This window comes from Psychromarinibacter sediminicola, assembly GCF_029168335.1.
Taxonomy (GTDB): Bacteria; Pseudomonadota; Alphaproteobacteria; order Rhodobacterales; family Rhodobacteraceae; genus Psychromarinibacter; species Psychromarinibacter sediminicola.
The window spans coordinates 17,419-37,076 of the sequence record NZ_JARGYC010000003.1 but is presented as its reverse complement, the minus strand read 5'-3'; the positions used below and the strand labels follow the sequence as shown (position 1 = coordinate 37,076).

Sequence of the window (19,658 nt, the reverse complement as noted above, 5' to 3'; positions counted from 1 at the left end):
CGGGTCACTGCAGCCATTCCGCGACGAGCGTCAGCGTGGCGCGGTAGACGACCGTGCCCGCCTCGTCGCGGACGTTCACGCGGAAGGTACGCTTGTCGCTGTCCGGCAGCGCATCCTTTGCCAGTTCCGGCAGGACCGAGATCGCCGACCACCGGATGTCCTCGCTCCGGGCCAGCTCCTGGCCGGTGGAGTCCCGTGTCTCGACCTCGCCGTCGTCGATGTCGAAGAAATAAAGTGACATGGCTCTCCTTCCCAGCCGCGCCGGTTATCGAGGTGCGAGCCGTCCTAGGATCGCCCCAGATGCAGATAGTCGCCCTCGAACTCGGCGAAGGTTTCCAGCGAATCGAGTTTCGGAATGCTGATCCGGCCGTCCTGGAATTGCACCATCCCGGACTGGCGCAGCGATTGCAGCACGCGCAGCGCATGGACCGGCGTGATGCCCAGCGTGTCGGCCAGCTCCTCCTGCGTCATCGGCAGGGCGAAGCTGTTCGAGCCGACCTCGTCGATCATGTCCATGCGGTGATAGATCTCGCAGAAGAAATGCGCCATCTGCCGGTCGGCGCGCCGCCGCCCCATGCTGACCAGCCATTCCCGCGTGATGCTCTGGTCGACCATGTCGATCCACCGCATGCCTCTTGCGATATTGGGAAACGCGCCCATCATCCCGTCGATGTCGGATTGCGAGGTCTCGACCACCTCGCTTTCGGCCAGGGTCATCACCGAATGATCCATGTGTCCGAGAACGCCGACATGCAGATCGCAGAAATCGCCGGGCAGCAGCAGCGCCATGATCGACCGCCGCCCGTCCGGCAGCAGCTTGTAGCGCGCTGACAGCCCGCTGATCATCAGCCGCACGCAGCTCACCGTCTCGCCCCGCTGGATCAGGTCGGTCCCCGCCGGCACGCGGCGAACGGGGTGCAGAAATCGGTCGAGCCGCGCAAGATCCTCGCGGTTCAGCGCCGCGCCGTGACCAAGTCTTTTGGCCGTTGCATTTTTCAAGTAACCTCCTGTCCTCTGGACGGAAACCGGACGACGACGGAGGTTCCGCCGCGGTCCCGCTCCTGGACCGAAAGCGCGCCGTCCATGCTGGCGGCCAGGGCATGCATCAGCGACTGTCCGAGCGTGCCGCCCGTCTGGCGGATCCCGACACCGTCGTCGGCCACCTCCAGCGCGCTATGGCCATCGCCGTCCGCGCGCATACTGATGACAATTAGCCCGGTTCGGCCGTCAGGGAATGCGTGTTCGATACAATTCGTCACCGCCTCGTGCGTCAGGAGCGCGAGCGAGGTCGCGTTGCGCTCCGGCAGGGCGGCGCGGCTGCCGCAGAGGAACCGCACCTCGATCCCGTAATCGGCGCAGGCGCTGCGCCAGTATTCGGTGACGTCGCGGAACGCCGATTGCAGGTCGACGCCGCGGTTCAGCGCATCGTTCAGCCGCATCAGCATCAGGATGTTGTCGTCCAGATATTTCAGGCGCCGGCGCGCCTCGTCGCCCTGGGCCGCGCGCATTTCGCGCCTGGTCAGGATTTCAACGGTTTGCAGGGCGTTTTTCAGCCGGTGCCAGGATTCGCGGTATTGCAGCCCCTGATCCATCGCGGCGGTGTCTCCATCGGGCATGAACTCCCTCCGGTAAGGCCTGCGCCGGACCGCCCGGCGGTTCGTGTCCTTGCCCCGTTCACGCTAGACAACCACCGCGTGCGGCGCGCCAACAATTGTTTCGCTGCGTAAGTTTTCTAGGCGAAGAGGTCGTGGCAGAGTTCCAGCGCGTCGACCAGCACGTCGATCTCCTCGGTCGTGTTGTAGAGCCCCATCGAGGCCCGGCAGGTCGCCGTCAGCCCGAGATGATCCATCAGCGGCCCGGCGCAGTGGTGGCCCGCGCGCACCGCCACGCCCTTCTTGTCGAGGATGGTCGAGATGTCATGCGCATGCGCCGCCCCGTCCAGCGTGAACGAGAAGATCGCCGCCTTGTCCGGCACCGTCCCCTGCAGGTGCAGCCAGTTCAGCCCCGACAGCTTCTCGACCGCATAGTCGCGCAGATGCGCCTCGTGGGCGGCGATGTTCTCCATCCCCAGATCCATCATGTAGTCGAGCGCGGCGCCCAGCCCGATCATCTGCACGATGCCCGGGGTGCCCGCCTCGAACTTCATCGGCGGGTCGTTGTAGATCACCTCGTCCTTGGAGACTTCCTTGATCATGTCGCCGCCGCCCATGAAGGGGCGCATCTCGGCCATCCGGTCGCGGCGGACATAGATCGCGCCCGAGGCGGAGGGGCCGTAGAGCTTGTGGCCGGTGATCGCGTAGAAGTCGCAGCCGATCTCCTGCACGTCCACCGGCATGTGCACCGCGGCCTGGCTGCCGTCGATCAGCACCGGCACGCCCTTGGCATGGGCGCCCTCGACGATGGCCTTCACGTCGACCACGGTGCCCAGCACGTTGGACAGATGCGTGATCGCCACCAGCTTGGTCTTCGGCCCGATGGCGTCGATCACCTTCTGCGGGTCGAGCCAGCCGGTGGCGTCGGTGTCGACCCATTTGAGCTCTGTGCCGTGCCGCTCGCGCATGAAATGCCAGGGCACGATGTTGGCGTGATGCTCCATCACCGACAGGACGATCTCGGAGTCTTCGTCCCTGAACATCTTCGAGGCCCAGCCGTAGAGGACCATGTTGATCCCCTCGGTCGTGCCGGTGTTCATCACGATCTCGTCCTCGTGGGCGGCGTTCAGGAACCGCGCGATCTTGCCGCGCACGCCCTCGTACTTCTCGGTGGCGAGGTTCGACAGGAAGTGCAGCCCGCGATGGACATTGGAATATTCCTCCGCATAGGCCCGGGTCACGGCGTCGATGACGGCCTGGGGCTTCTGCGCGGAGGCGCCGTTGTCGAAATAGACCAGCGGCCGGCCATTCACCTCGCGCGAGAGGATCGGGAAGTCGCGGCGGATTTCGGTGACGTCATACATTGCCTGGCGCTCCCGGCACGGTGATGCCGATGAGGGTGAGGATCAGGGACAGGGCGAAGACGATCCCGAGGATCGACACGATCACCATCAGGAAGACCTGCCCCAGCGATTGAAAGCCGTGCAGCTCGGCCACGAAATTGGTCAGGAGCCAGAAGAACAGCCCCACGCCCGCCAGCCCGATCAGACCGGCCAGCGGCGGGAAGACCAGCATCACGGCGGTCTGCACCACCTGCAGGCACAGCAGACAGAACTGCAGCCAGGCCACCAGCAGGATCGCGTCGCCGAAGCCGCCGGTGCCGCCCATGGCGCGGCCGATCCAGAAGACCGCGAAGACCGAGATCACCAGGATCGACATCTGGATGATCGCCGTGGTCCAGGGATATTGCAAAAGCGGCGCCATCATGCCGGCCTCGGGGCCCGGGCCGATGAGCCAGACGATGCTGATATGCGCCGCGATGACCGACAGCGCCACCACCAGCAGCAGCACCTCCCACCGCGCCAGCCGCGGCATGTCGAAGCTCATGACCCAGCGCGCCGCCTCGCGCGGCTGCGTGACGCTGGCCCAGGCCTGCGCGATCAGCGTCTTCAGATCCGGCATCATGCCAACAGGCCCGTCCGCTCCGTTTCCCATAGGCTCAGCCCCCAGAACAGAAGAAACACGCCGAACGCAAGAGCCCCCGTCAGGCTCAGCGCCGGGCCGGGGCCGACGAACCCCGCCACGAGCCCCGTCAGCAGCCAGGCCGGCACCGCCGCCAAGAGCGACCAGAACAGAGCGAGCCGCGCCGTGAACCATGTCCCCTGCCCGCCCAGCACGCGCGCCACGATCCGCGTGAGCGCCGCCAGCGCGTAGAGGATCAGCGGCGCCAGGAACAGCCAGGCCAGGAGCGCCCCGCCGATCAGCGCCTGCAGCGGCACCTCGGGGTCGAGATACGCCTCGCGCGACAGTCGCGGCCACTGCGCCACGAAGATCAGCCCGCAGGACAGCATCAGGTAGAGCAGCGCCCGGTCCTCGCGCTGGCCCATGGACAGAAGCCGGCGGACCACCGCCCGCGGGCGGACATACATGCCCGCGATGTCGGTGGTCACCGCCATCAGTCCTTGCGCCGCCGCGCCAGCCAGGCCTCCAGCCGGACGCGGATGTCCTCGGCGATGGCCGGGTCGTCGATCTCCTCGATCGCCTCGGCCAGGAAGGCCAGCACCAGCAGATCCTGCGCCTCGCTCTCCGGCAGCCCGCGCGAGCGCAGGTAGAACAGCGCCGTCTCGTCGATGGCGCCCGAGGTGGAGCCGTGCGAGCACTGCACGTCGTCGGCGTAGATCTCCAGTTCCGGCTTGGCGTAGAACTGGCTGTCCTCGTCCAGCAGCAGCGACTGGCTGATCTGGTAGCCGTCGGTGCGCTGCGCCTCGGGCTTCACCAGGATCTTGCCCTGGAACACGCCGGTGGCGCCGTTGCGCAGCACCTTCTTGAACACCTGCCGGCTTTCGCAATTCACCGCGTCATGGGTGACGAAGACCGTGTCGTCGTGGTGAAAGTCGCCGTCGCCCATGCAGGCGCCCGCGACATGCGCGGTGGCGTCGTCGCCGGTCAGCTCGATCACGCTCTCGTTGCGGGTCATCACGCCGTTCGCCGTCATGGTGAAGGACTTGAACGTGCTCTCCCTGCCCAGCCGGGCGAAGGTATGGGTGACCGCCTGCCGCTCGTGGTCGCGGCCCTGGGCGCGGACGTGGTGGAAGGCGGCGCCGTCGGCGACCTCGACCTCCAGCACCTTGTTGAACCGCGCGGCGGCGGGGCCGTTCTCCAGAAGCGTCAGCTCGGCGCCGGGCTCGACCTTCACAACGTGGTGCAGGATCGCGTCGGAGGTCTCTGATTCATGGAGATAAATCAGCGATACGGGCCGCTCCGCCTTGCCGGTCGCCCGGATCAGCACGCCGTCCGTCGCGAAGGCGGTGTTCAGCGCCGCCAGCGGCCGCTGCACCGGGACCTGGCCCCGCGCCTCCAGCACGCCGTAGACCTCCTTGGCCCAGTGGATGTCGGCGCGGCTGGCGTCCTGCAGCCGCTCGATCTCGACGCCGGCGAGGGTCGGGTCGTCGGACCGGTCCGGGTCGAACACGCCGTCCACGAAGACCAGCCGCACCCGGTCGATCTCGGAGAACAGCGGCTGCTCGTCGCCCGAGAACAGCGCCGCGGGCGCCGGTTCGGGCGCGGTCAGGCCGTCGGGCCGGGTGTATTTCCAGTACTCGTCGCGCCGGTGCGGCAGCCCCATCTCGCGAACCCGGGCCAGCGCCGCGTCGCGCGCCGTGCTCGCCCAGGCCGCGCCCTCGGGGCGCGTCAGCGCCGCGAGCCGGGCCTCGGTCGTGTCCTGTTTCGCCTGCGGCAGAGCCATCACACCACCTCGCCGGTTTCGTTCTGCGCGTCCAGGATGTCGGAATAGCCGTTCTCCTCGACCTCCATCGCCAGCTCCTTGCCGCCGGTCTTCACGATCTTGCCGTTGGCCATGATGTGAACGACGTCCGGCACGATGTGGTTCAGCAAGCGCTGGTAGTGGGTGATCACCAGGAACGACCGCCCCTCCGAGCGCAGCGCGTTCACGCCGTCGGCCACCAGCTTCATCGCGTCCACGTCGAGCCCGCTGTCGGTCTCGTCGAGCACGCACATCTTCGGCTCCAGCACGGCCATCTGCAGGATCTCGTTGCGCTTCTTCTCGCCGCCCGAGAAGCCGACATTGACCGGCCGCTTCAGCATCTCGCTGCCGATCTTCAGCTCTTTCGCGCGCTCGCGGATCAGCTTCAGGAAGTCGGCGGCGCTGATCTCCTCCTGCCCGCGCGCCTTGCGCTGCGCGTTCAGTGCGGTGCGCAGGAAGGTCATGTTGCCGACGCCGGGAATTTCGACGGGGTACTGGAACGCCAGGAACAGGCCGGCCGCGGCGCGCTCCTCCGGCTCCATCTCCAGCATGTCGGCGCCGTCCAGCGCGATGCTGCCGTCGGTCACCTCATAGCCGTCGCGGCCGGACATGACATAGGACAGGGTCGACTTGCCCGACCCGTTGGGCCCCATGATCGCATGCACCTCGCCGGCGCCGACCGACAGGTCGACCCCTTTCAGGATCTGCTTGTCCTCTTCTTCAAGTTTGACGTGCAGGTTCTTGATTTCCAGCATGTTCTTCCTCATCTCGTCGCGGGCCGCCGTGGCGGCCGGTTTGCATTCTCAGCCGATGGTCGCATCCGCTTGGGGGCGCCGGGCGCCGGGCGGGGTGGTCACGATCATCGCCATCGCCTCATTGCTGCCGGTTGAACAGGATCAGCACCTGCGCCAGGTCCTGCGGCGGGATCTGCCAGGGCTCCACCTCGAACCGCGCCATGCGGCCGCGCGTCTCGGCCGGCGCGATCCAGCGTTCGACCGCGTGATAGGGCTTGCGCCCGACATAGTCGTCGAACAGCACGGTCACCGGCCGCGCGGTCCGGATCATCGTGGCCACCAGGCACGCCGCGCGGAACCGCCCGTCGATCAGCACCAGGTCCGGCTGGCGGAAATCCTTGCGGTCCCAGACGGTTACGGGGTACTTGTGATAGTTGCGCCAGCCGTTCTCGTTGCGCGGCGAGCCCCATTTGCCGGTCGGCCCGATATTCACCGGATGCAGGTGCACGGCGCCCTCGGGCGGATGCGCGTCGAAATAGCCGGCCATCATCGCCGCCCAGTCCCGGTCGCTTTCCACCGAGAAGACCGTCTTGCCCAGCTCGGCCGCGATCACCGTCGAGCCGCCGCTGCCGTATTCCAGGATCACGCCCGCCGCGGCATAGCGCTCCTGCAGCCAGGCCGCCTCGGCGGGCGGCAGGGTCAGCGCGGGGCGCTCGATCTGCGGGGTCTCGGGCGCGTTCATCGGCTAGAGCTCCTCGCCCTCGAAATACTCGCGCGCGTCCTCGCGGCGGCCGACATGCTTCAGATGCGCCGCCATGAAGCTGTCGCCCGGCGCGATGGCCAGCGCGGCGAACTTGCCGCTGTCGGGATACTCCATGATGTCGGGATCGTTCAGCGTCGAGATCCCGAGATATTTCAGCGGCCTGTCGCCCGTGTTTATCAGCTGGTGCGCCGCTTCCGGCCCGCCCCGCGGGGCCGAGCACACATCGCCCGCGCGCACCTCGTATTCCTGCTCGCCGAAGCGGTAGGTTCCCTCGCCCTCCAGCACGACGAACATCTCGTCGTTGCCCAGGTGATTGTGGAAGGGAAAGGCGCGCCGTCCCGGCTCGACCGTGACGTACATCGCTCCCAGTCCGCGCATCCCCAGCGCGTCCGTCAGGGGCGCGATCGTCGCGCCGAAACGGTCGCTGCCCTCGGGACCGCTGGGAAAGCCTTCGGCATCGTGGACGTTGACGACAGGAATGGTCATTTGCCGGTCTCCTTCATGCGCGCCAGGGCCAGATCGGCCGCCGCCGTCTCGGCCCGGCGCTGTGCCTCCAACTCGGCCCCCCGCCGGGCCTCTGCCTGCGCCGCGACCCGGCGCCCCAGGGTCCAGGCGACCCCGATGCAGACCAGCAGCCCGAATGCGAGCGCGCCAACGAAGGCAAGCCCGGGGATCCACGCCCAGGCACCCCACCCGGCCAGCAGGCCCGCCACCAGCGCCGCCAGCGCCACGATGCGCGCCGGGTCCGAATGCGACGGGTGCCGGAGCTGCTGCAGCACGCCTTCTTCCGCGGAATTCCCAACCATCGGATCGCCTCGCGCCGCGCGTCAGGGCCGCCCGGCGCCCGCCGGCGCCACCGCGCAGCCGCAAGGGGCGGGATATCCGGCCACAGGGCGCGTCACCCCACCGAGCCTTCCAGCGAGATCGCCACCAGCTGCTGCGCTTCCATCGCGAACTCCATCGGCAGTGCCTGCAGCACGTCCTTGCAGAACCCGTTGACGACCAGCGCCACGGCCTCTTCCTCGTCCATGCCGCGCTGGCGGCAGTAGAACAGCTGATCCTCGTCGACCTTCGAGGTGGTCGCCTCGTGCTCGCAGCGCGAGGAGTTGTTCTTCACCTCGATATACGGAACCGTATGCGCGCCGCACTTGTCGCCGATCAGCAGCGAGTCGCATTGCGTGAAGTTCCGCGCGTTCGTGGCCTTGGGATGCACCGAGACCAGCCCGCGATAGGTGTTCTGCGCCTGGCCGGCGCTGATCCCCTTCGACACGATGCGCGAGCGCGTGTCCTTGCCGAGATGGATCATCTTGGTGCCGGTATCGGCCTGCTGCCAGTTGTTGGTGATCGCGATGGAGTAGAACTCGCCCTGCGATTCATTGCCCCGCAGGATGCAGGACGGGTATTTCCACGTCACCGCGCTGCCGGTCTCCACCTGGGTCCACATCACCTTGGACCGGTCGCCCCGGCAATCGGCGCGCTTGGTGACGAAGTTGTAGATGCCGCCCCGGCCTTCCTCGTCGCCGGGGAACCAGTTCTGCACCGTCGAATACTTGATCTCGGCGTCTTCCAGCGCGACCAGCTCGACCACCGCCGCGTGCAGCTGGGTGGTGTCGCGCTGCGGCGCGGTGCAGCCTTCGAGGTAGCTCACGTAAGAGCCCTTGTCGGCGATGATCAGCGTGCGCTCGAACTGGCCGGTATTCTCGGCGTTGATCCGGAAATAGGTCGACAGCTCCATCGGGCAGCGCACGCCCGGCGGCACGTAGACGAAGGAGCCGTCCGAGAACACCGCGCTGTTCAGCGTGGCGAAGTAGTTGTCGCTGACCGGCACGACCGAGCCGAGATACTTCTGCACCAGCTCGGGATGCTCGCGGATCGCCTCGGAGATCGAGCAGAAGATGACGCCCGCCTTCTCCAGCTCCTTCTTGAAGGTCGTGCCCACCGAGACCGAGTCGAACACCGCGTCCACGGCGACCTTGCGATCCGCCTCGCGGCCCTCGGCGGGGGCGTTCTCGGCCCCCTCGACGCCGGCCAGGATCATCTGCTCCTTCAGCGGGATGCCCAGCTTCTCGTAGGTCTCCAGGAGCTTCGGATCCACCTCGTCCAGCGACTTGGGCTTCTCCTGCATCGACTTGGGCTTGGCGTAGTAATACTGCTCTTGGTAGTCGATCCGCGGATATTCGACCATCGCCCAGTTCGGCTCTTCCTTCTCCAGCCAGCGGCGATAGGCGCCCAGACGCCACTCGGTCATCCACTCCGGCTCGCCGTTCTTTTCCGAGATCAGGCGGACGATGTCCTCGTCGATGCCCTTCGGGGCATAGTCCATCTCGATGTCGGTTTCCCAGCCGTACTTGTACTTGCCGGCCATCGAGCGGACGGCGTCCACCGTCTCCTGGTCCACGCCTTCCTTGACCTGGCTGTCCTTGACTTGAGTGTCCTGCACGTCTGCCATTCTCGGCCTTTCCTTTCCCTCACGCCGCGCGGGCCCGGAACTTCCGGTATTGCGCGGTCCAGGCGTCGATGAAACGCCCGATGTCATTCTCCGTCGTGGCCGGTCCCAGCGAGACCCGGATCGCCGAGGACGCCACCGTGTCGTCGTATCCCATGGCGCGCAGCACGCGGCTGGCCCGGACCTTGCCGCTGGAACAGGCCGAACCCGCCGATATGGCGAAGCCGGACAGGTCCATCTGCATCACCTGCGTCTCGCCCTTCCAGCCCGGAATCGCGAAGCAGCAGGTATTCGGCAGCCGCGATGCATCTTTTCCGGCAAAGATAACCTCTGGCGCGGCAGCCTCAATCCCGTTCTCTAGAATATTTCTAAACTTTTCCACCCGCGCCCAGACGCCGTCGGCCAGATCGCGCGCCGCCGCCTCCGCCGCGGCGCCGAACCCGGCGATGCCGGCGACGTTCTCGGTGCCGGCGCGCCGGCCCATCTCCTGGCCGCCGCCTTTCAGCCGGGCCTCCAGGTCGGTGCCGCGCCTGACGATCAGCGCGCCCACGCCCTTCGGCCCCCCCAGCTTGTGCGCCGAGGCGAGCGCCATCTCGCAGCCCATCCAATTGAACGCGACGGGAAGCTTGCCCCAGGCCTGCGTCGCGTCGCACAGCGCCAGACCCTCGGGCAGGTCCTGCACGACGCCGGTCTCGGAATTCGCCGCCTGCAGAACGCTTTGCGCGGCGTCCTTCACGTGAACGCGGCCCGATGCGTCCACCGGCAGCACCGGGTCGATCCACGCCGCCACCGCGTCATGCTCCACATCCGCACCGATCAGCCCGCGGCCCGCGAGCCCCAGCGCCGCCGCCTCGGTCGCGCCGGAGGTGAACACGATATCCGCCCCTTCCGCCCCGAAGGCCGCCGCCACCTGCCCGCGCGCCCGCTCGACGATCGCCTTGGCCGCCCGCCCCTCGGCATGGACCGAGGACGGATTGCCCGCGACGTCCAGCGCCGCGCAGACCGCCTCGCGCGCCTCGGGCCGCAAAGGCGCCGTCGCGTTCCAGTCGAGATACACGCGGTCGGTCAACTCAAGCTCCCAGGCTTCTTCTCGTTCCAAATACGCGCGCCGCAGGCACGCGCCGCAGGCGCGTTCACGCCTCTTCCGCCTCCGACGCCTCGTCCACGACCGAGAACAGCGTCGGCACCGCCGGGCACGGCGCCAGGTCGTTCTCGACCACATCGGACAGCCGCGTCTGGTGCAGGAACACGTAGACATGCGCCGACAGGCCTTCCCACAGGCGGTTGGTCAGCGACTGCGCCTTGGTCCCCGACAGCCCGCCCGAGGCGCCGGCGCCGGTATGCATCGCGCTCACCGTCTCGTCCACGGCGCCCAGCACATCCGCCACCCGGATCTCGGAGGCCGGCCGCGCCAGGCGATAGCCGCCGCCCGGCCCGCGCACCGACTCCACCAGCCCGGCGCGGCGCAGCTTGACGAACAGCTGCTCCAGATACGGCAAGGAGATCCGCTGCCGCTTCGACAGGTCCCCGAGCGAGGACAGCCGCTCCGGCCCCTCCAGCGCCAGATCAGCCAGCGCGACCATTGCATACCGGCCCTTCGTCGACAGTTTCACGGCGCACCCTCCATTGACCTATTGCCGCGCGGTCATTAACTGCACTCTGACCCAGTGCGGCCCGCTGCTGCAACACCGGATTAGAATTGTTCTAAGGTGTCTGACGAAAACAGTCAAGAAAGGAAGCGGTCGGAGCCGATGATAAGAGGAAAAGAATGCCCGAGGTAATCTTCCCAGGCCCTGAGGGCCGGCTCGAAGGCCGCTATCATCCCCAGAAAACCAAGGACTCGCCCGTCGCCATCATCCTGCACCCGCATCCGCAATTCGGGGGCACGATGAACAACCGCGTCGTCTACAACCTGCATTACGCTTTCTTCAACATGGGGTTCACGGTGCTGCGGTTCAACTTCCGCGGCGTCGGGCGCAGCCAGGGCGAATACGATCAGGGCGTGGGCGAATTGTCCGACGCCGCCTCGGCGCTCGACTACCTGCAGTCGATGAACCAGAACGCCAAGCATTGCTGGGTCGCCGGGTTCTCCTTCGGCGCGTGGATCGGGATGCAGCTTCTGATGCGGCGGCCGGAGATCACCGGCTTCATCTCGGTCTCGCCGCCGGCGAACATGTACGACTTCTCGTTCCTCGCCCCCTGCCCGTCTTCGGGCCTCATCGTCAACGGCTCGGCCGACCGCGTGGCGCCGCCGCGCGACACCTATGCGCTGGTCGACAAGCTGCACGAGCAGAAGGGCATCACCGTCACCCACCGAGAGGTGGAAGGCGCGGGCCACTTCTTCGAGGACCCGCATATGGAGCAGATGATCGGCGTCGTCGACGATTACGTGCGCCGGCGGCTGACGGAATCGACGCGCTGACCGCCGCGACGTCCGGGTAAGAATGGACCGGCCCCGTGACGGGCCGGCCCTTCGCGAGGCCCGCTCCGGTCAGGCCGGGCGATGCTCCGGCACCCTGGCGATGATCCAGACGGCATGCACGATGCCCGGGATATAGCCCAGCAGTGTCAGCAGGATGTTCAGCCAGAAATGCTTGCCCAGCCCTACCTGCAGAAACACGCCGAGCGGGGGCAGGATGATGGCAAGGATGATGCGGATCAGGTCCATGGGGTCGTCTCCTTTCGCGGCTTTCGCGACCTCAACGCCGCCTGACCGGTCAGGTTCCGCGGTTGCCCCCTGCTGCACTCAAAGACGCTGTCATCACTCCGGCCAGAACGGCTCTAGCGTTTTCGGCCGGTAGCTTCTGTCCTCATTCAGCCGCAAGGTCGTGAACTCGGCAAGGACGCCTCGGTGGTCCGGCGGATCGCGGTCCGCCGAGGACCACCGCAGAACCCGCCCCAGCCACGATGGTGGCTCTGTCGACCCCCGGACATCCCCGAATGCGTCCGCAGGTTCCGTCAACTCGTCCAGCATGGCCGTATTGAATCGCAGACCCTGCCTCGTCGCGCCCTCGGCCACCCATTCCAGCGTCTTCGCAGAAAACGCCTTGTTGTCGCCGCCGCCCCCGATCGCCGAATGATCGCCCGGGAACCAGAGCTGCTGATAGTCCCGCGCCACGCCCTCTCTGTCGCCGTTCAGGTCGTCGAGGTTGTCCCACAACGCCGGCATGAAGTTCTTGCGTCGTTCATCCACCGCGACGGCGTGCCTGGCCGAAGCGACGCTGCGGGACAGATTGAGGTTGTGAAACTGGTACTTGCGGTTCCAGTGCTTGCTGATCATGAGCTGATTTGGCACGCCAAGGGAGCCCACCGTATCCCAGACGCCAAGATAGGCGAGTTCCAGTTGGATCGCCGCGCCGAACCCTTCCTCCTCGCGGTAGTCGACGTCACGCTTGCTGGTCGCCACCCTGGGAGAGAACTCCGCCCGAAATTTCAGCGAGCCCGGCGCATCGGGATGGTTCTCCGGCCCACGTGCTTCGTAGGACCTCATCGCTTCGGGAATCCGCTGGATGTTCTCCACGGGCGGAATGCCGCAGGACCGGATCAACCCCGCCAGCGACCGCGCCGTGAAGGCCCCCCGCGAGAAGCCGAACAGGAATATCTCGTCGTTCGGTTCGTAGTTGAACGCCAGGTGCCAATAGGCCTCCTCGATGTTCTGGGCCAAGCCCCAGCCGAAGGCGCCGCCCGTCAGCTTGTCCAGCCATCGAGACGCGCGCGAGGTACCCCGGCCGGTCCCGACGCCCGCCACATAGATCACCTGTTGCGTTATCCCGTCCTCCTCCGTTCGCAAAACGGCGCGGGACAGTTCCATTACGTTCGTACGAAATCTGGCATCTGCGCGGTTCCAGGTTCCGTCGCAGAAGATGGCAATACGTTTCATGAGCAAACACCTCTAACCAGTACTGTCCGGACAATACCACAGGCGCCTTGAGCGGCCCAACTTAAAGGCGAACCGCATTCCGTATACCGTGGCATACCGCCTTCCCCGGGGCAGCCGTTTCCGCTAAGACGCCTGCAAGCCGCGATTCAGACATGCCCGGAGGCCCCATGACCAAGATCAAGGTGGACAACCCCGTCGTCGAGCTCGACGGGGACGAGATGACCCGCATCATGTGGGACTTCATCAAGAAGAAGCTGATCGAGCCCTATCTGGACATCGACCTGCTCTATTACGACCTGTCGATCCAGGAGCGCGACCGCACCGACGACCAGATCACGGTCGATGCCGCCGAGAAGATCAGGGAGATCGGCGTCGGCGTGAAATGCGCCACCATCACCCCCGACGAGGGGCGGGTCGAGGAATTCGGGCTGAAAAAGATGTGGCGCAGCCCCAATGGCACGATCCGCAACATCCTGGGCGGCGTCGTGTTCCGTCAGCCGATCATCTGCCGCAACGTGCCGCGCCTGGTGCCCGGCTGGACCCAGCCCATCGTCGTCGGCCGCCACGCCTTCGGCGACCAGTACAAGGCGACCGATTTCCACTTTCCCGGCGCCGGCAAGCTGACCATGAAATGGGAGGGCGCCGACGGCGAGGTGATCGAGAAGGACGTCTACGACGCCCCCGATGCCGGCGTCTACATGGGCATGTACAACCAGGACGAGTCGATCCGCGACTTTGCCCGCGCCTCGTTCAACTACGGGCTCAACCTCGGCTGGCCGGTGTATCTGTCGACCAAGAACACCATCCTCAAGGCCTATGACGGCCGCTTCAAGGACCTGTTCCAGGAGATCTTCGACGCCGAGTTCGCCGACAGGTTCAAGGAGGCCGGCATCTGGTACGAGCACCGGCTGATCGACGACATGGTCGCCTGCGCGCTGAAATGGAACGGGAAATTCGTCTGGGCCTGCAAGAACTACGACGGCGACGTGCAGTCCGACACTGTGGCGCAAGGCTTCGGCTCGCTGGGCCTGATGTCGTCGCAGCTGATGACGCCCGACGGCAAGATCGTCGAGGCCGAGGCCGCGCATGGCACGGTCACCCGCCACTACCGCCAGCACCAGGAGGGCAAGCAGACCTCGACCAACTCCATCGCCTCGATCTACGCCTGGACCGGCGGGCTGAAGCACCGCGCCAAGCTCGACGAGAACATCGCGTTGATGTCGTTCGCCCAGACGCTGGAGCGCGTGGTGGTCCAGACGGTCGAGGACGGGCACATGACCAAGGACCTCGCGCTGCTGGTGGGGCCCGACCAGGGCTGGCTGACCACCATGGGGTTCCTGGAAAAGATCGACGCGAATCTGAACAAGGCGCTGTCGGGCTGATCGGCCTGCCCCGGACGGCACGGGAGGCGGGCTCGGAGTCGTCGCGCCGCTGGTGCAGGACACCACCGGCTTCCGCGCCGGCTATGTCCAGCTGATCGCCGACGCCGTCATCTTCGCCGCGGGCTTTCTGCTGTTCCCGGTGCCGGTCGTGCTGTGGTCGCTTTTGGGCGCGGTGGTGCTGAACCTGGTGATCGCCTTCAACCACCGCCGCGACCGCTACATCGCGCCTGAGCCTCACCCCGCATCGGCCGCGCGGGTATCGGCCCGCTGCGCCAGCCAGCCGCGCAGCGCCCCGGCCGCCAGCCGCGCCAGGTTGTCGCCCATATAGCCGGCCACGACCGCGTCGGTGAACATCCCCGGCGCCAGCCGCGGATCGGGCGGGACGCCGGCGCGCAGCGTGTCGAACATCGCCCGGAAGCCGCCGAAGTTCCACGCCATCCGCCCATAGGGCGCATCCGAGGCGCAGGCGATCCGCGCCGCCGCCTCGGGGCCGGCGGCGGTATAGGCGATCAGGTCGCTCTCGATATGCGTGTCGCGCTTGGCCGACAGGATGTAGAAGATGTTCGGCACCTCCAACCCGTATTGCCGCGCCTTGGCATAGGTCTCGTCCGCGTCCGGATAGGCGGCCCCGCCGCCGCCCATATGCACGCCGATGACCGGCACCTGGGGAAACGCCTCGGCCAGCGCGCGCAGATCCTCGGCCGGGGTATAGGGCGTGTCGGCGCCGAAATGGAACGCCGGCACCGCGCCGCGCGCAACGATATGCTCGACCACGCGCATCACCGGCTCCGAGGCCATGCGGAAGGCGTTCTGCGCCGGGTTCATCTTGACGATGGCCATGCCCATCTCGCCGGTCAGCCGGTCGACAAGGTCGCAGGCGTGCTGCAGCCCCAGCGCCTTCGGGTCGGTCCAGCCCGCCGGGATGAAGCGGTCGGGATAGCGCGCCGCGGCCTCGGCGATATAGCGGTTGGCCTCCAGCAGCGCATGGTAATTCGCGCAGGGATCATTGCCGTAGGTCGTGGCCGCCGGATTCTGCCAGACCAGCGCCATGTCGACCCCGGCCGCGTCCATCTCGGCGACCGCGTCCTCGGCCGAGATCGTGCGCCCGTGGAAATAGTTCGGATCCTCGGCGCGGCGCCGCTCCTGCCAGTCGGGCAGCGCGGCCGGGTCGCTGATATGCACGTCCCCGTCGATCACCAGCCCGCCGCGCTCCAGCCGCGCCAGCAGGGCTTCTGCGCGCTTTTCCGAATCCTGCATGCGGTCCTCCTTCTTTCCCGCCAGACTACACGAGCGGCGAGGCGAGTGAATTCCCTTTCCCCCTGCGAATTCAGCGGCTACGCCCCCGTCAAAGGAGCGCGCCATGACCTACCTGTATCTCGTCCTCGCCGTCGCCGCCGAGACCATCGGCACGACGGCGCTGCAGGCCAGCCAGCAGTTCACCCGCCTCGTGCCGTCGGTCGTGGTGGCCGTGGCCTATGCGGTCGCCTTCTACCTGCTGGCCCTGGCGCTGCGCACGATACCGGTCGGCGTGGCCTATGCCATCTGGTCGGGGCTCGGCATCGTGTTCATCGCGATCATCGGCTATGTTGCTTTCGGCCAGCGGCTCGACCTGCCCGCGATCCTCGGCATCGCGATGATCCTGGGCGGTATCCTGGTGATCCACCTGTTCTCGGCGACCGCGCCGCACTGACCCCGGGAAAGAGCGCGCGGGCCCGCGCCGTGTCGCGGTAGGGGCTGGCCACCGGCCCGGACAGCAGGTATCAGCCGCGCAACTCCCCACAAGAGACGACCTCAATGGACCTGCGCAATATCGCGATCATCGCCCATGTCGACCACGGCAAGACCACGCTCGTCGACGAACTTCTGAAACAGTCCGGTGCCTTTCGCCAGGGCCAGGCCGTGGCCGAGCGTGCCATGGACTCGAACGACCTGGAACGCGAGCGCGGCATCACCATCCTGGCGAAATGTACCTCGCTGGAATGGAAGGGCACCCGCATCAATATCGTCGACACCCCCGGCCACGCCGATTTCGGCGGCGAGGTGGAGCGCATCCTGTCGATGGTCGACGGCGTCGTGCTGCTGGTGGATGCCGCCGAGGGCCCGATGCCGCAGACCAAGTTCGTCACCTCCAAGGCGCTCGCCCTGGGCCTGCGCCCCATCGTCGTGCTGAACAAGGTCGACAAGCCCGACGCCGAGCCCGACCGCGCGCTCGACGAATGCTTCGACCTCTTCGCGGCGCTCGATGCCGACGAGGACCAGCTCGATTTCCCGCACATGTACGCCTCCGGCCGCTCCGGCTGGGCGGATGCGGACCTCGACGGGCCGCGCAAGGATCTCTCGGCGCTGTTCCAGCTGATCGTCAACCACGTCCCCGCGCCCAAGCAGATCCACCACCGGGACGAGGATTTCCGGATGCTCGCCACCACGCTCTCCGCCGACCCCTTCGTCGGCCGGATGCTGACCGGCCGGATCGAGAGCGGCCATGTGAAGGTGGGCCAGACGGTGCAGGCGATCTCGCGCATCGGCCAGAAGATCGAGCAGTTCCGCGTCGCCAAGGTGCGCGCCTTCCGCGGCCTCGGCCACCAGGACATCGACGAGGGCGAGGCCGGCGACATCGTCTCCATCGCCGGCATGTCCAAGGCCACCGTCGCCGACACGATCTGCGCGCTGGCGGTGGACGAGCCGATCGACGCCCAGCCCATCGACCCGCCGACGATCACCGTCACCTTCGGCATCAATGACAGCCCGCTCGCCGGGCGCGACGGCAAGAAGGTGCAGTCCCGCGTCATCCGCGAACGGCTGATGAAGGAGGCGGAGTCGAACGTCGCCATCAAGATCAAGGACACGCCGGGCGGCGAGGCCTTCGAGGTCTCGGGCCGCGGCGAGCTGCAGATGGGTGTGCTGATCGAGAACATGCGCCGCGAGGGGTTCGAGCTGTCGATCTCGCGCCCGCAGGTCATCCTGCGCGAGCTGGACGGCCAGACGGTCGAACCCATCGAGGAAGTCACCATCGACGTGGACGACGACTATTCCGGCGCCGTCATCGAAAAGCTCACCGGCCCCCGCAAGGGCGACCTGGTCGAGATGAAACCCGCCGGCACCGGCAAGACCCGGATCGTCGCCCATGTGCCGTCGCGCGGGCTGATCGGCTATCACGGCGAGTTTCTCACCGACACGCGCGGCACCGGGGTGCTGAACCGCGTGTTCCAGGGCTGGGCGCCGCACAAGGGGCCGATTCCCGGCCGCCGCGCCGGCGTGCTGATCTCGATGGAGGCGGGCGAGGCCGTGGCCTATGCGCTCTGGAACCTGGAAGAGCGGGGCCACATGTTCATCGGCGCCCAGGAAAAGGTCTATCAGGGCATGATCATCGGCGAGCACAGCCGCGAGAACGACCTGGAGGTGAACCCGCTCAAGGGCAAGAAGCTGACCAACGTGCGCGCCTCGGGCTCGGACGAGGCGGTGCGCCTGACCCCGCCGGTGCAGCTCAGCCTGGAAGGGGCCATCGCCTATATCGACGACGACGAGCTGGTCGAGGTGACGCCCAACGCGATCCGGCTGCGCAAGCGGTTCCTGGACCCGCACGAGCGCAAGCGGCAGGCCCGCGCGGCGGAGTAGCTCCGGACAAACAAGAAGCGCGGGCTGATCAGGCCCGCGCTCGTCCGGCGACAGAAAGACGCCGGAAGACAGATGCGCCGGTGGGGATGTCACCGGCGCCGGTCAGGTCATCAGCACTTGGGGCAGCCGCAGCTGACTTCCTTCATGACCCAGTAGCCCTTCGAGGCCAGGGTCTTGATTTCCCGATAAACCGGGGCGTAGTGGACCAGCTCGATGCGGCCGTTCTTGTGCTCGTAGCGCTCTTTCGCCGGCTTCACGAGAACCTTGTCGGTGGCATAGGTGGCCGGCACCCACACCTTGTCGAAGCAGGCGACAGTCCGGCCTTCCCAGGCCATCGCGGAACCAGCGGTGAGAACAACAGCGGCAGCTGCAGCGGTCAGGATCGATTTCATTGTTAGAACCTCCGTTACCCAAAAAGTGAGTCAGATTTACCATGCTGGATTTCATCTGACCTAGTACCCGCGGTTACCGGATTCGTGGATTGGCATGGAAAACGTGAATTTTCTCGGGAATCGCACCGGATTTGTGTTCATCGCGCATCACTTCCGCGCGCAGGGCCGGAGGCCGCGATTCATAAATTGGCTATCCGGGCGAAACAAACGGCCTAAGCCTTTGCGATTGTTCCGACTTTGAGGGCCTATCGGCGGCCGATGGTTGGGGATAAGACGAATCAAACACGCAGATCAACCGGTTGACCGGGTTCAACCCCAGATTGGGCCCGGATCGGACCCAGATCAGACGCGGCGAACGGGCGCGCCCGTGGCGACCGGGCCGGGCTGCAACACCTCGGCGCACCAGCCGCCATGTCCGCGCATCGCGTTATACCCGCCCGGGCCGAGCGCCTCTTCCATCCGCGAACAGGGCGCGCAGGGAACCGTGATCCGCACCACGGCCCCATCCAGGGCCAGCGCCACGCCGCGCAGCGCCGAGAGGTTCAGCCCGGATATCATCAGGTTCCGCCGCAACAGCTCCGGCGGCACCGCCCCGCGCCCGAGAAAGCCCGCGACCGCGGCCAGATGCTCTGCCTGAAACAGCGTCAGCGCCCGCTTTCCGGCCCGCGCGTGGTCGCCCGCCAGCCCGTCCGGGCGCAGCTCCGCCGCGCTCACGGGCCGCATCGCGCCGCGCCGCTCCGGCCGCAGCCCGATCCAGTCGATTCGCCCCGCCTGCGCGTCGGTCGCGGTCAGCTCGGCAAGGGTCCTCAGACCTCCTCCACCACCATCAGGTCGCGTTCGGCGGCGACCTTCGCGAATTCCAGCGCCTCCTGGTAGCGCGGCGAGTTGTAGCACGCCACCGCCGCCTCCATGCTGGGGAACCGCGCCACCACGTTGCGCGGCCGGTCCTTGCCCTCCAGCACCTGATACCGCCCGCCGCGCGCCAGGAACACGCCGCCGTGTTCCGCGATCGCCTCGGTCGCGATCTTGGCGTATTTCGCGTAGCTGTCCTCGTCGCTCACCGTCACATGCGCGATCCAGAGTGCGCCCAT

General features: G+C 66.9%; 24 protein-coding genes and 1 pseudogene. 5 read left to right on the top strand and 20 right to left on the bottom strand.

Annotation, left to right across the window (positions count from 1 at the left end; all coding sequences use genetic code 11):
* Positions 1 to 4: 4 nt before the first annotated feature.
* From P1J78_RS01815 to iscR, 14 genes are all read right to left on the bottom strand, one after another.
* Positions 5 to 241 carry a DUF6894 family protein gene (locus P1J78_RS01815; protein ID WP_275565604.1) on the bottom strand — a complete coding sequence of 79 codons (237 nt, stop codon included), beginning with the start codon at positions 239 to 241 and terminating at the stop codon, positions 5 to 7.
* Positions 242 to 285: 44 nt separating this feature from the next.
* Positions 286 to 999, bottom strand: a complete 714-nt coding sequence (locus P1J78_RS01810) for a Crp/Fnr family transcriptional regulator (protein ID WP_275565603.1) — start codon at positions 997 to 999, stop codon at positions 286 to 288.
* The gene (locus P1J78_RS01805; protein ID WP_275565602.1) at positions 996 to 1,616 is read right to left on the bottom strand and encodes a sensor histidine kinase; all 621 of its coding nucleotides are present in this window, start codon (positions 1,614 to 1,616) and stop codon (positions 996 to 998) included. Before P1J78_RS01805 ends, P1J78_RS01810 begins: the two co-directional genes overlap by 4 nt.
* Before the next feature lie 116 nt (positions 1,617 to 1,732).
* On the bottom strand, positions 1,733 to 2,956 hold the full coding sequence (locus tag P1J78_RS01800) for a cysteine desulfurase (protein ID WP_275565601.1): 1,224 nt from the start codon (positions 2,954 to 2,956) through the stop codon (positions 1,733 to 1,735).
* Positions 2,949 to 3,554 (bottom strand): Yip1 family protein, encoded by a 606-nt coding sequence (locus P1J78_RS01795; protein WP_275565600.1) that lies wholly within the window; start codon positions 3,552 to 3,554, stop codon positions 2,949 to 2,951. The genes P1J78_RS01800 and P1J78_RS01795 overlap by 8 nt, the downstream gene beginning before the upstream one ends.
* Positions 3,554 to 4,048 (bottom strand): YIP1 family protein, encoded by a 495-nt coding sequence (locus P1J78_RS01790; RefSeq protein WP_275565599.1) that lies wholly within the window; start codon positions 4,046 to 4,048, stop codon positions 3,554 to 3,556. Before P1J78_RS01790 ends, P1J78_RS01795 begins: the two co-directional genes overlap by 1 nt.
* Positions 4,048 to 5,337, bottom strand: a complete 1,290-nt coding sequence (gene sufD / locus P1J78_RS01785; RefSeq protein ID WP_275565598.1) for a Fe-S cluster assembly protein SufD — start codon at positions 5,335 to 5,337, stop codon at positions 4,048 to 4,050. The genes P1J78_RS01790 and sufD overlap by 1 nt, the downstream gene beginning before the upstream one ends.
* Entirely contained in the window at positions 5,337 to 6,110 is a 774-nt protein-coding gene (sufC, locus tag P1J78_RS01780; RefSeq protein WP_275565597.1) for a Fe-S cluster assembly ATPase SufC, read from the bottom strand. The genes sufD and sufC overlap by 1 nt, the downstream gene beginning before the upstream one ends.
* A 118-nt stretch (positions 6,111 to 6,228) precedes the next feature.
* Positions 6,229 to 6,831 carry a hypothetical protein gene (locus P1J78_RS01775; protein WP_275565596.1) on the bottom strand — a complete coding sequence of 201 codons (603 nt, stop codon included), beginning with the start codon at positions 6,829 to 6,831 and terminating at the stop codon, positions 6,229 to 6,231.
* A 3-nt stretch (positions 6,832 to 6,834) separates the two neighbouring features.
* On the bottom strand, positions 6,835 to 7,338 hold the full coding sequence (locus P1J78_RS01770; RefSeq protein WP_275565595.1) for a cupin domain-containing protein: 504 nt from the start codon (positions 7,336 to 7,338) through the stop codon (positions 6,835 to 6,837).
* The gene (locus tag P1J78_RS01765) at positions 7,335 to 7,658 is read right to left on the bottom strand and encodes a hypothetical protein (protein ID WP_275565594.1); all 324 of its coding nucleotides are present in this window, start codon (positions 7,656 to 7,658) and stop codon (positions 7,335 to 7,337) included. Before P1J78_RS01765 ends, P1J78_RS01770 begins: the two co-directional genes overlap by 4 nt.
* 92 nt (positions 7,659 to 7,750) lie before the next feature.
* Entirely contained in the window at positions 7,751 to 9,301 is a 1,551-nt protein-coding gene (gene sufB, locus P1J78_RS01760) for a Fe-S cluster assembly protein SufB (protein ID WP_275565593.1), read from the bottom strand.
* Positions 9,302 to 9,320: 19 nt separating this feature from the next.
* Positions 9,321 to 10,367, bottom strand: a complete 1,047-nt coding sequence (locus P1J78_RS01755; protein WP_275565592.1) for a cysteine desulfurase family protein — start codon at positions 10,365 to 10,367, stop codon at positions 9,321 to 9,323.
* Between the two features lie 64 nt (positions 10,368 to 10,431).
* The gene (gene iscR, locus P1J78_RS01750) at positions 10,432 to 10,911 is read right to left on the bottom strand and encodes a Fe-S cluster assembly transcriptional regulator IscR (protein WP_275565591.1); all 480 of its coding nucleotides are present in this window, start codon (positions 10,909 to 10,911) and stop codon (positions 10,432 to 10,434) included.
* A 155-nt stretch (positions 10,912 to 11,066) separates the two neighbouring features.
* On the opposite strand from iscR, the gene P1J78_RS01745 reads away from it, so the two are divergent.
* Positions 11,067 to 11,720, top strand: a complete 654-nt coding sequence (locus P1J78_RS01745; protein ID WP_275565590.1) for an alpha/beta hydrolase — start codon at positions 11,067 to 11,069, stop codon at positions 11,718 to 11,720.
* 69 nt (positions 11,721 to 11,789) lie between these two features.
* Here the strand turns inward: P1J78_RS01745 and P1J78_RS01740 are convergent, their stop codons facing one another.
* The gene (locus tag P1J78_RS01740) at positions 11,790 to 11,966 is read right to left on the bottom strand and encodes a YqaE/Pmp3 family membrane protein (RefSeq protein WP_275565589.1); all 177 of its coding nucleotides are present in this window, start codon (positions 11,964 to 11,966) and stop codon (positions 11,790 to 11,792) included.
* A 93-nt stretch (positions 11,967 to 12,059) separates the two neighbouring features.
* Positions 12,060 to 13,178 (bottom strand): T6SS phospholipase effector Tle1-like catalytic domain-containing protein, encoded by a 1,119-nt coding sequence (locus tag P1J78_RS01735; RefSeq protein WP_275565588.1) that lies wholly within the window; start codon positions 13,176 to 13,178, stop codon positions 12,060 to 12,062.
* Between the two features lie 167 nt (positions 13,179 to 13,345).
* On the opposite strand from P1J78_RS01735, the gene P1J78_RS01730 reads away from it, so the two are divergent.
* Positions 13,346 to 14,560 carry an NADP-dependent isocitrate dehydrogenase gene (locus tag P1J78_RS01730; protein WP_275565587.1) on the top strand — a complete coding sequence of 405 codons (1,215 nt, stop codon included), beginning with the start codon at positions 13,346 to 13,348 and terminating at the stop codon, positions 14,558 to 14,560.
* A gap of 16 nt (positions 14,561 to 14,576) precedes the next feature.
* Positions 14,577 to 14,786 (top strand): annotated as a pseudogene (locus P1J78_RS25420) (YitT family protein); the annotation flags it as partial.
* A gap of 8 nt (positions 14,787 to 14,794) precedes the next feature.
* Here P1J78_RS25420 and P1J78_RS01720 read toward each other — a convergent pair.
* The gene (locus P1J78_RS01720) at positions 14,795 to 15,817 is read right to left on the bottom strand and encodes an amidohydrolase family protein (RefSeq protein ID WP_275565586.1); all 1,023 of its coding nucleotides are present in this window, start codon (positions 15,815 to 15,817) and stop codon (positions 14,795 to 14,797) included.
* A 103-nt stretch (positions 15,818 to 15,920) separates the two neighbouring features.
* On the opposite strand from P1J78_RS01720, the gene P1J78_RS01715 reads away from it, so the two are divergent.
* A complete protein-coding gene (locus P1J78_RS01715; RefSeq protein WP_275565585.1) occupies positions 15,921 to 16,250 on the top strand; it encodes an SMR family transporter in 330 nt (109 codons plus the stop codon).
* Between the two features lie 104 nt (positions 16,251 to 16,354).
* Entirely contained in the window at positions 16,355 to 18,175 is a 1,821-nt protein-coding gene (gene typA, locus P1J78_RS01710; RefSeq protein ID WP_275565584.1) for a translational GTPase TypA, read from the top strand.
* Positions 18,176 to 18,285: 110 nt separating this feature from the next.
* Here the strand turns inward: typA and P1J78_RS01705 are convergent, their stop codons facing one another.
* The 3 genes from P1J78_RS01705 to P1J78_RS01695 all read right to left on the bottom strand — a co-directional run bounded on the left by P1J78_RS01705 (position 18,286) and on the right by P1J78_RS01695 (position 19,658).
* Positions 18,286 to 18,567 (bottom strand): hypothetical protein, encoded by a 282-nt coding sequence (locus P1J78_RS01705; RefSeq protein WP_275565583.1) that lies wholly within the window; start codon positions 18,565 to 18,567, stop codon positions 18,286 to 18,288.
* Between the two features lie 342 nt (positions 18,568 to 18,909).
* Positions 18,910 to 19,290 carry an MOSC domain-containing protein gene (locus tag P1J78_RS01700; RefSeq protein ID WP_309568076.1) on the bottom strand — a complete coding sequence of 127 codons (381 nt, stop codon included), beginning with the start codon at positions 19,288 to 19,290 and terminating at the stop codon, positions 18,910 to 18,912.
* Between the two features lie 83 nt (positions 19,291 to 19,373).
* The gene (locus tag P1J78_RS01695) at positions 19,374 to 19,658 is read right to left on the bottom strand and encodes a DUF1330 domain-containing protein (protein ID WP_275565582.1); all 285 of its coding nucleotides are present in this window, start codon (positions 19,656 to 19,658) and stop codon (positions 19,374 to 19,376) included.

Excerpts from the sequence above, each read along its gene's own strand:
- P1J78_RS01815 (WP_275565604.1), bottom strand. The coding sequence starts at position 241 with ATGTCACTTTATTTCTTCGACATCGACGACGGCGAGGTCGAGACACGG.
- P1J78_RS01805 (WP_275565602.1), bottom strand. The coding sequence starts at position 1,616 with ATGCCCGATGGAGACACCGCCGCGATGGATCAGGGGCTGCAATACCGC.
- P1J78_RS01800 (WP_275565601.1), bottom strand. The coding sequence starts at position 2,956 with ATGTATGACGTCACCGAAATCCGCCGCGACTTCCCGATCCTCTCGCGC.
- P1J78_RS01795 (WP_275565600.1), bottom strand. The coding sequence starts at position 3,554 with ATGCCGGATCTGAAGACGCTGATCGCGCAGGCCTGGGCCAGCGTCACG.
- P1J78_RS01790 (WP_275565599.1), bottom strand. The coding sequence starts at position 4,048 with ATGGCGGTGACCACCGACATCGCGGGCATGTATGTCCGCCCGCGGGCG.
- sufD (WP_275565598.1), bottom strand. The coding sequence starts at position 5,337 with ATGGCTCTGCCGCAGGCGAAACAGGACACGACCGAGGCCCGGCTCGCG.
- sufC (WP_275565597.1), bottom strand. The coding sequence starts at position 6,110 with ATGCTGGAAATCAAGAACCTGCACGTCAAACTTGAAGAAGAGGACAAG.
- P1J78_RS01775 (WP_275565596.1), bottom strand. The coding sequence starts at position 6,831 with ATGAACGCGCCCGAGACCCCGCAGATCGAGCGCCCCGCGCTGACCCTG.
- P1J78_RS01770 (WP_275565595.1), bottom strand. The coding sequence starts at position 7,338 with ATGACCATTCCTGTCGTCAACGTCCACGATGCCGAAGGCTTTCCCAGC.
- P1J78_RS01765 (WP_275565594.1), bottom strand. The coding sequence starts at position 7,658 with ATGGTTGGGAATTCCGCGGAAGAAGGCGTGCTGCAGCAGCTCCGGCAC.
- sufB (WP_275565593.1), bottom strand. The coding sequence starts at position 9,301 with ATGGCAGACGTGCAGGACACTCAAGTCAAGGACAGCCAGGTCAAGGAA.
- P1J78_RS01745 (WP_275565590.1), top strand. The coding sequence starts at position 11,067 with ATGCCCGAGGTAATCTTCCCAGGCCCTGAGGGCCGGCTCGAAGGCCGC.
- P1J78_RS01740 (WP_275565589.1), bottom strand. The coding sequence starts at position 11,966 with ATGGACCTGATCCGCATCATCCTTGCCATCATCCTGCCCCCGCTCGGC.
- P1J78_RS01735 (WP_275565588.1), bottom strand. The coding sequence starts at position 13,178 with ATGAAACGTATTGCCATCTTCTGCGACGGAACCTGGAACCGCGCAGAT.
- P1J78_RS01730 (WP_275565587.1), top strand. The coding sequence starts at position 13,346 with ATGACCAAGATCAAGGTGGACAACCCCGTCGTCGAGCTCGACGGGGAC.
- P1J78_RS01720 (WP_275565586.1), bottom strand. The coding sequence starts at position 15,817 with ATGCAGGATTCGGAAAAGCGCGCAGAAGCCCTGCTGGCGCGGCTGGAG.
- P1J78_RS01715 (WP_275565585.1), top strand. The coding sequence starts at position 15,921 with ATGACCTACCTGTATCTCGTCCTCGCCGTCGCCGCCGAGACCATCGGC.
- typA (WP_275565584.1), top strand. The coding sequence starts at position 16,355 with ATGGACCTGCGCAATATCGCGATCATCGCCCATGTCGACCACGGCAAG.
- P1J78_RS01705 (WP_275565583.1), bottom strand. The coding sequence starts at position 18,567 with ATGAAATCGATCCTGACCGCTGCAGCTGCCGCTGTTGTTCTCACCGCT.
- P1J78_RS01700 (WP_309568076.1), bottom strand. The coding sequence starts at position 19,290 with ATGCGGCCCGTGAGCGCGGCGGAGCTGCGCCCGGACGGGCTGGCGGGC.
- P1J78_RS01695 (WP_275565582.1), bottom strand. The coding sequence starts at position 19,658 with ATGGGCGCACTCTGGATCGCGCATGTGACGGTGAGCGACGAGGACAGC.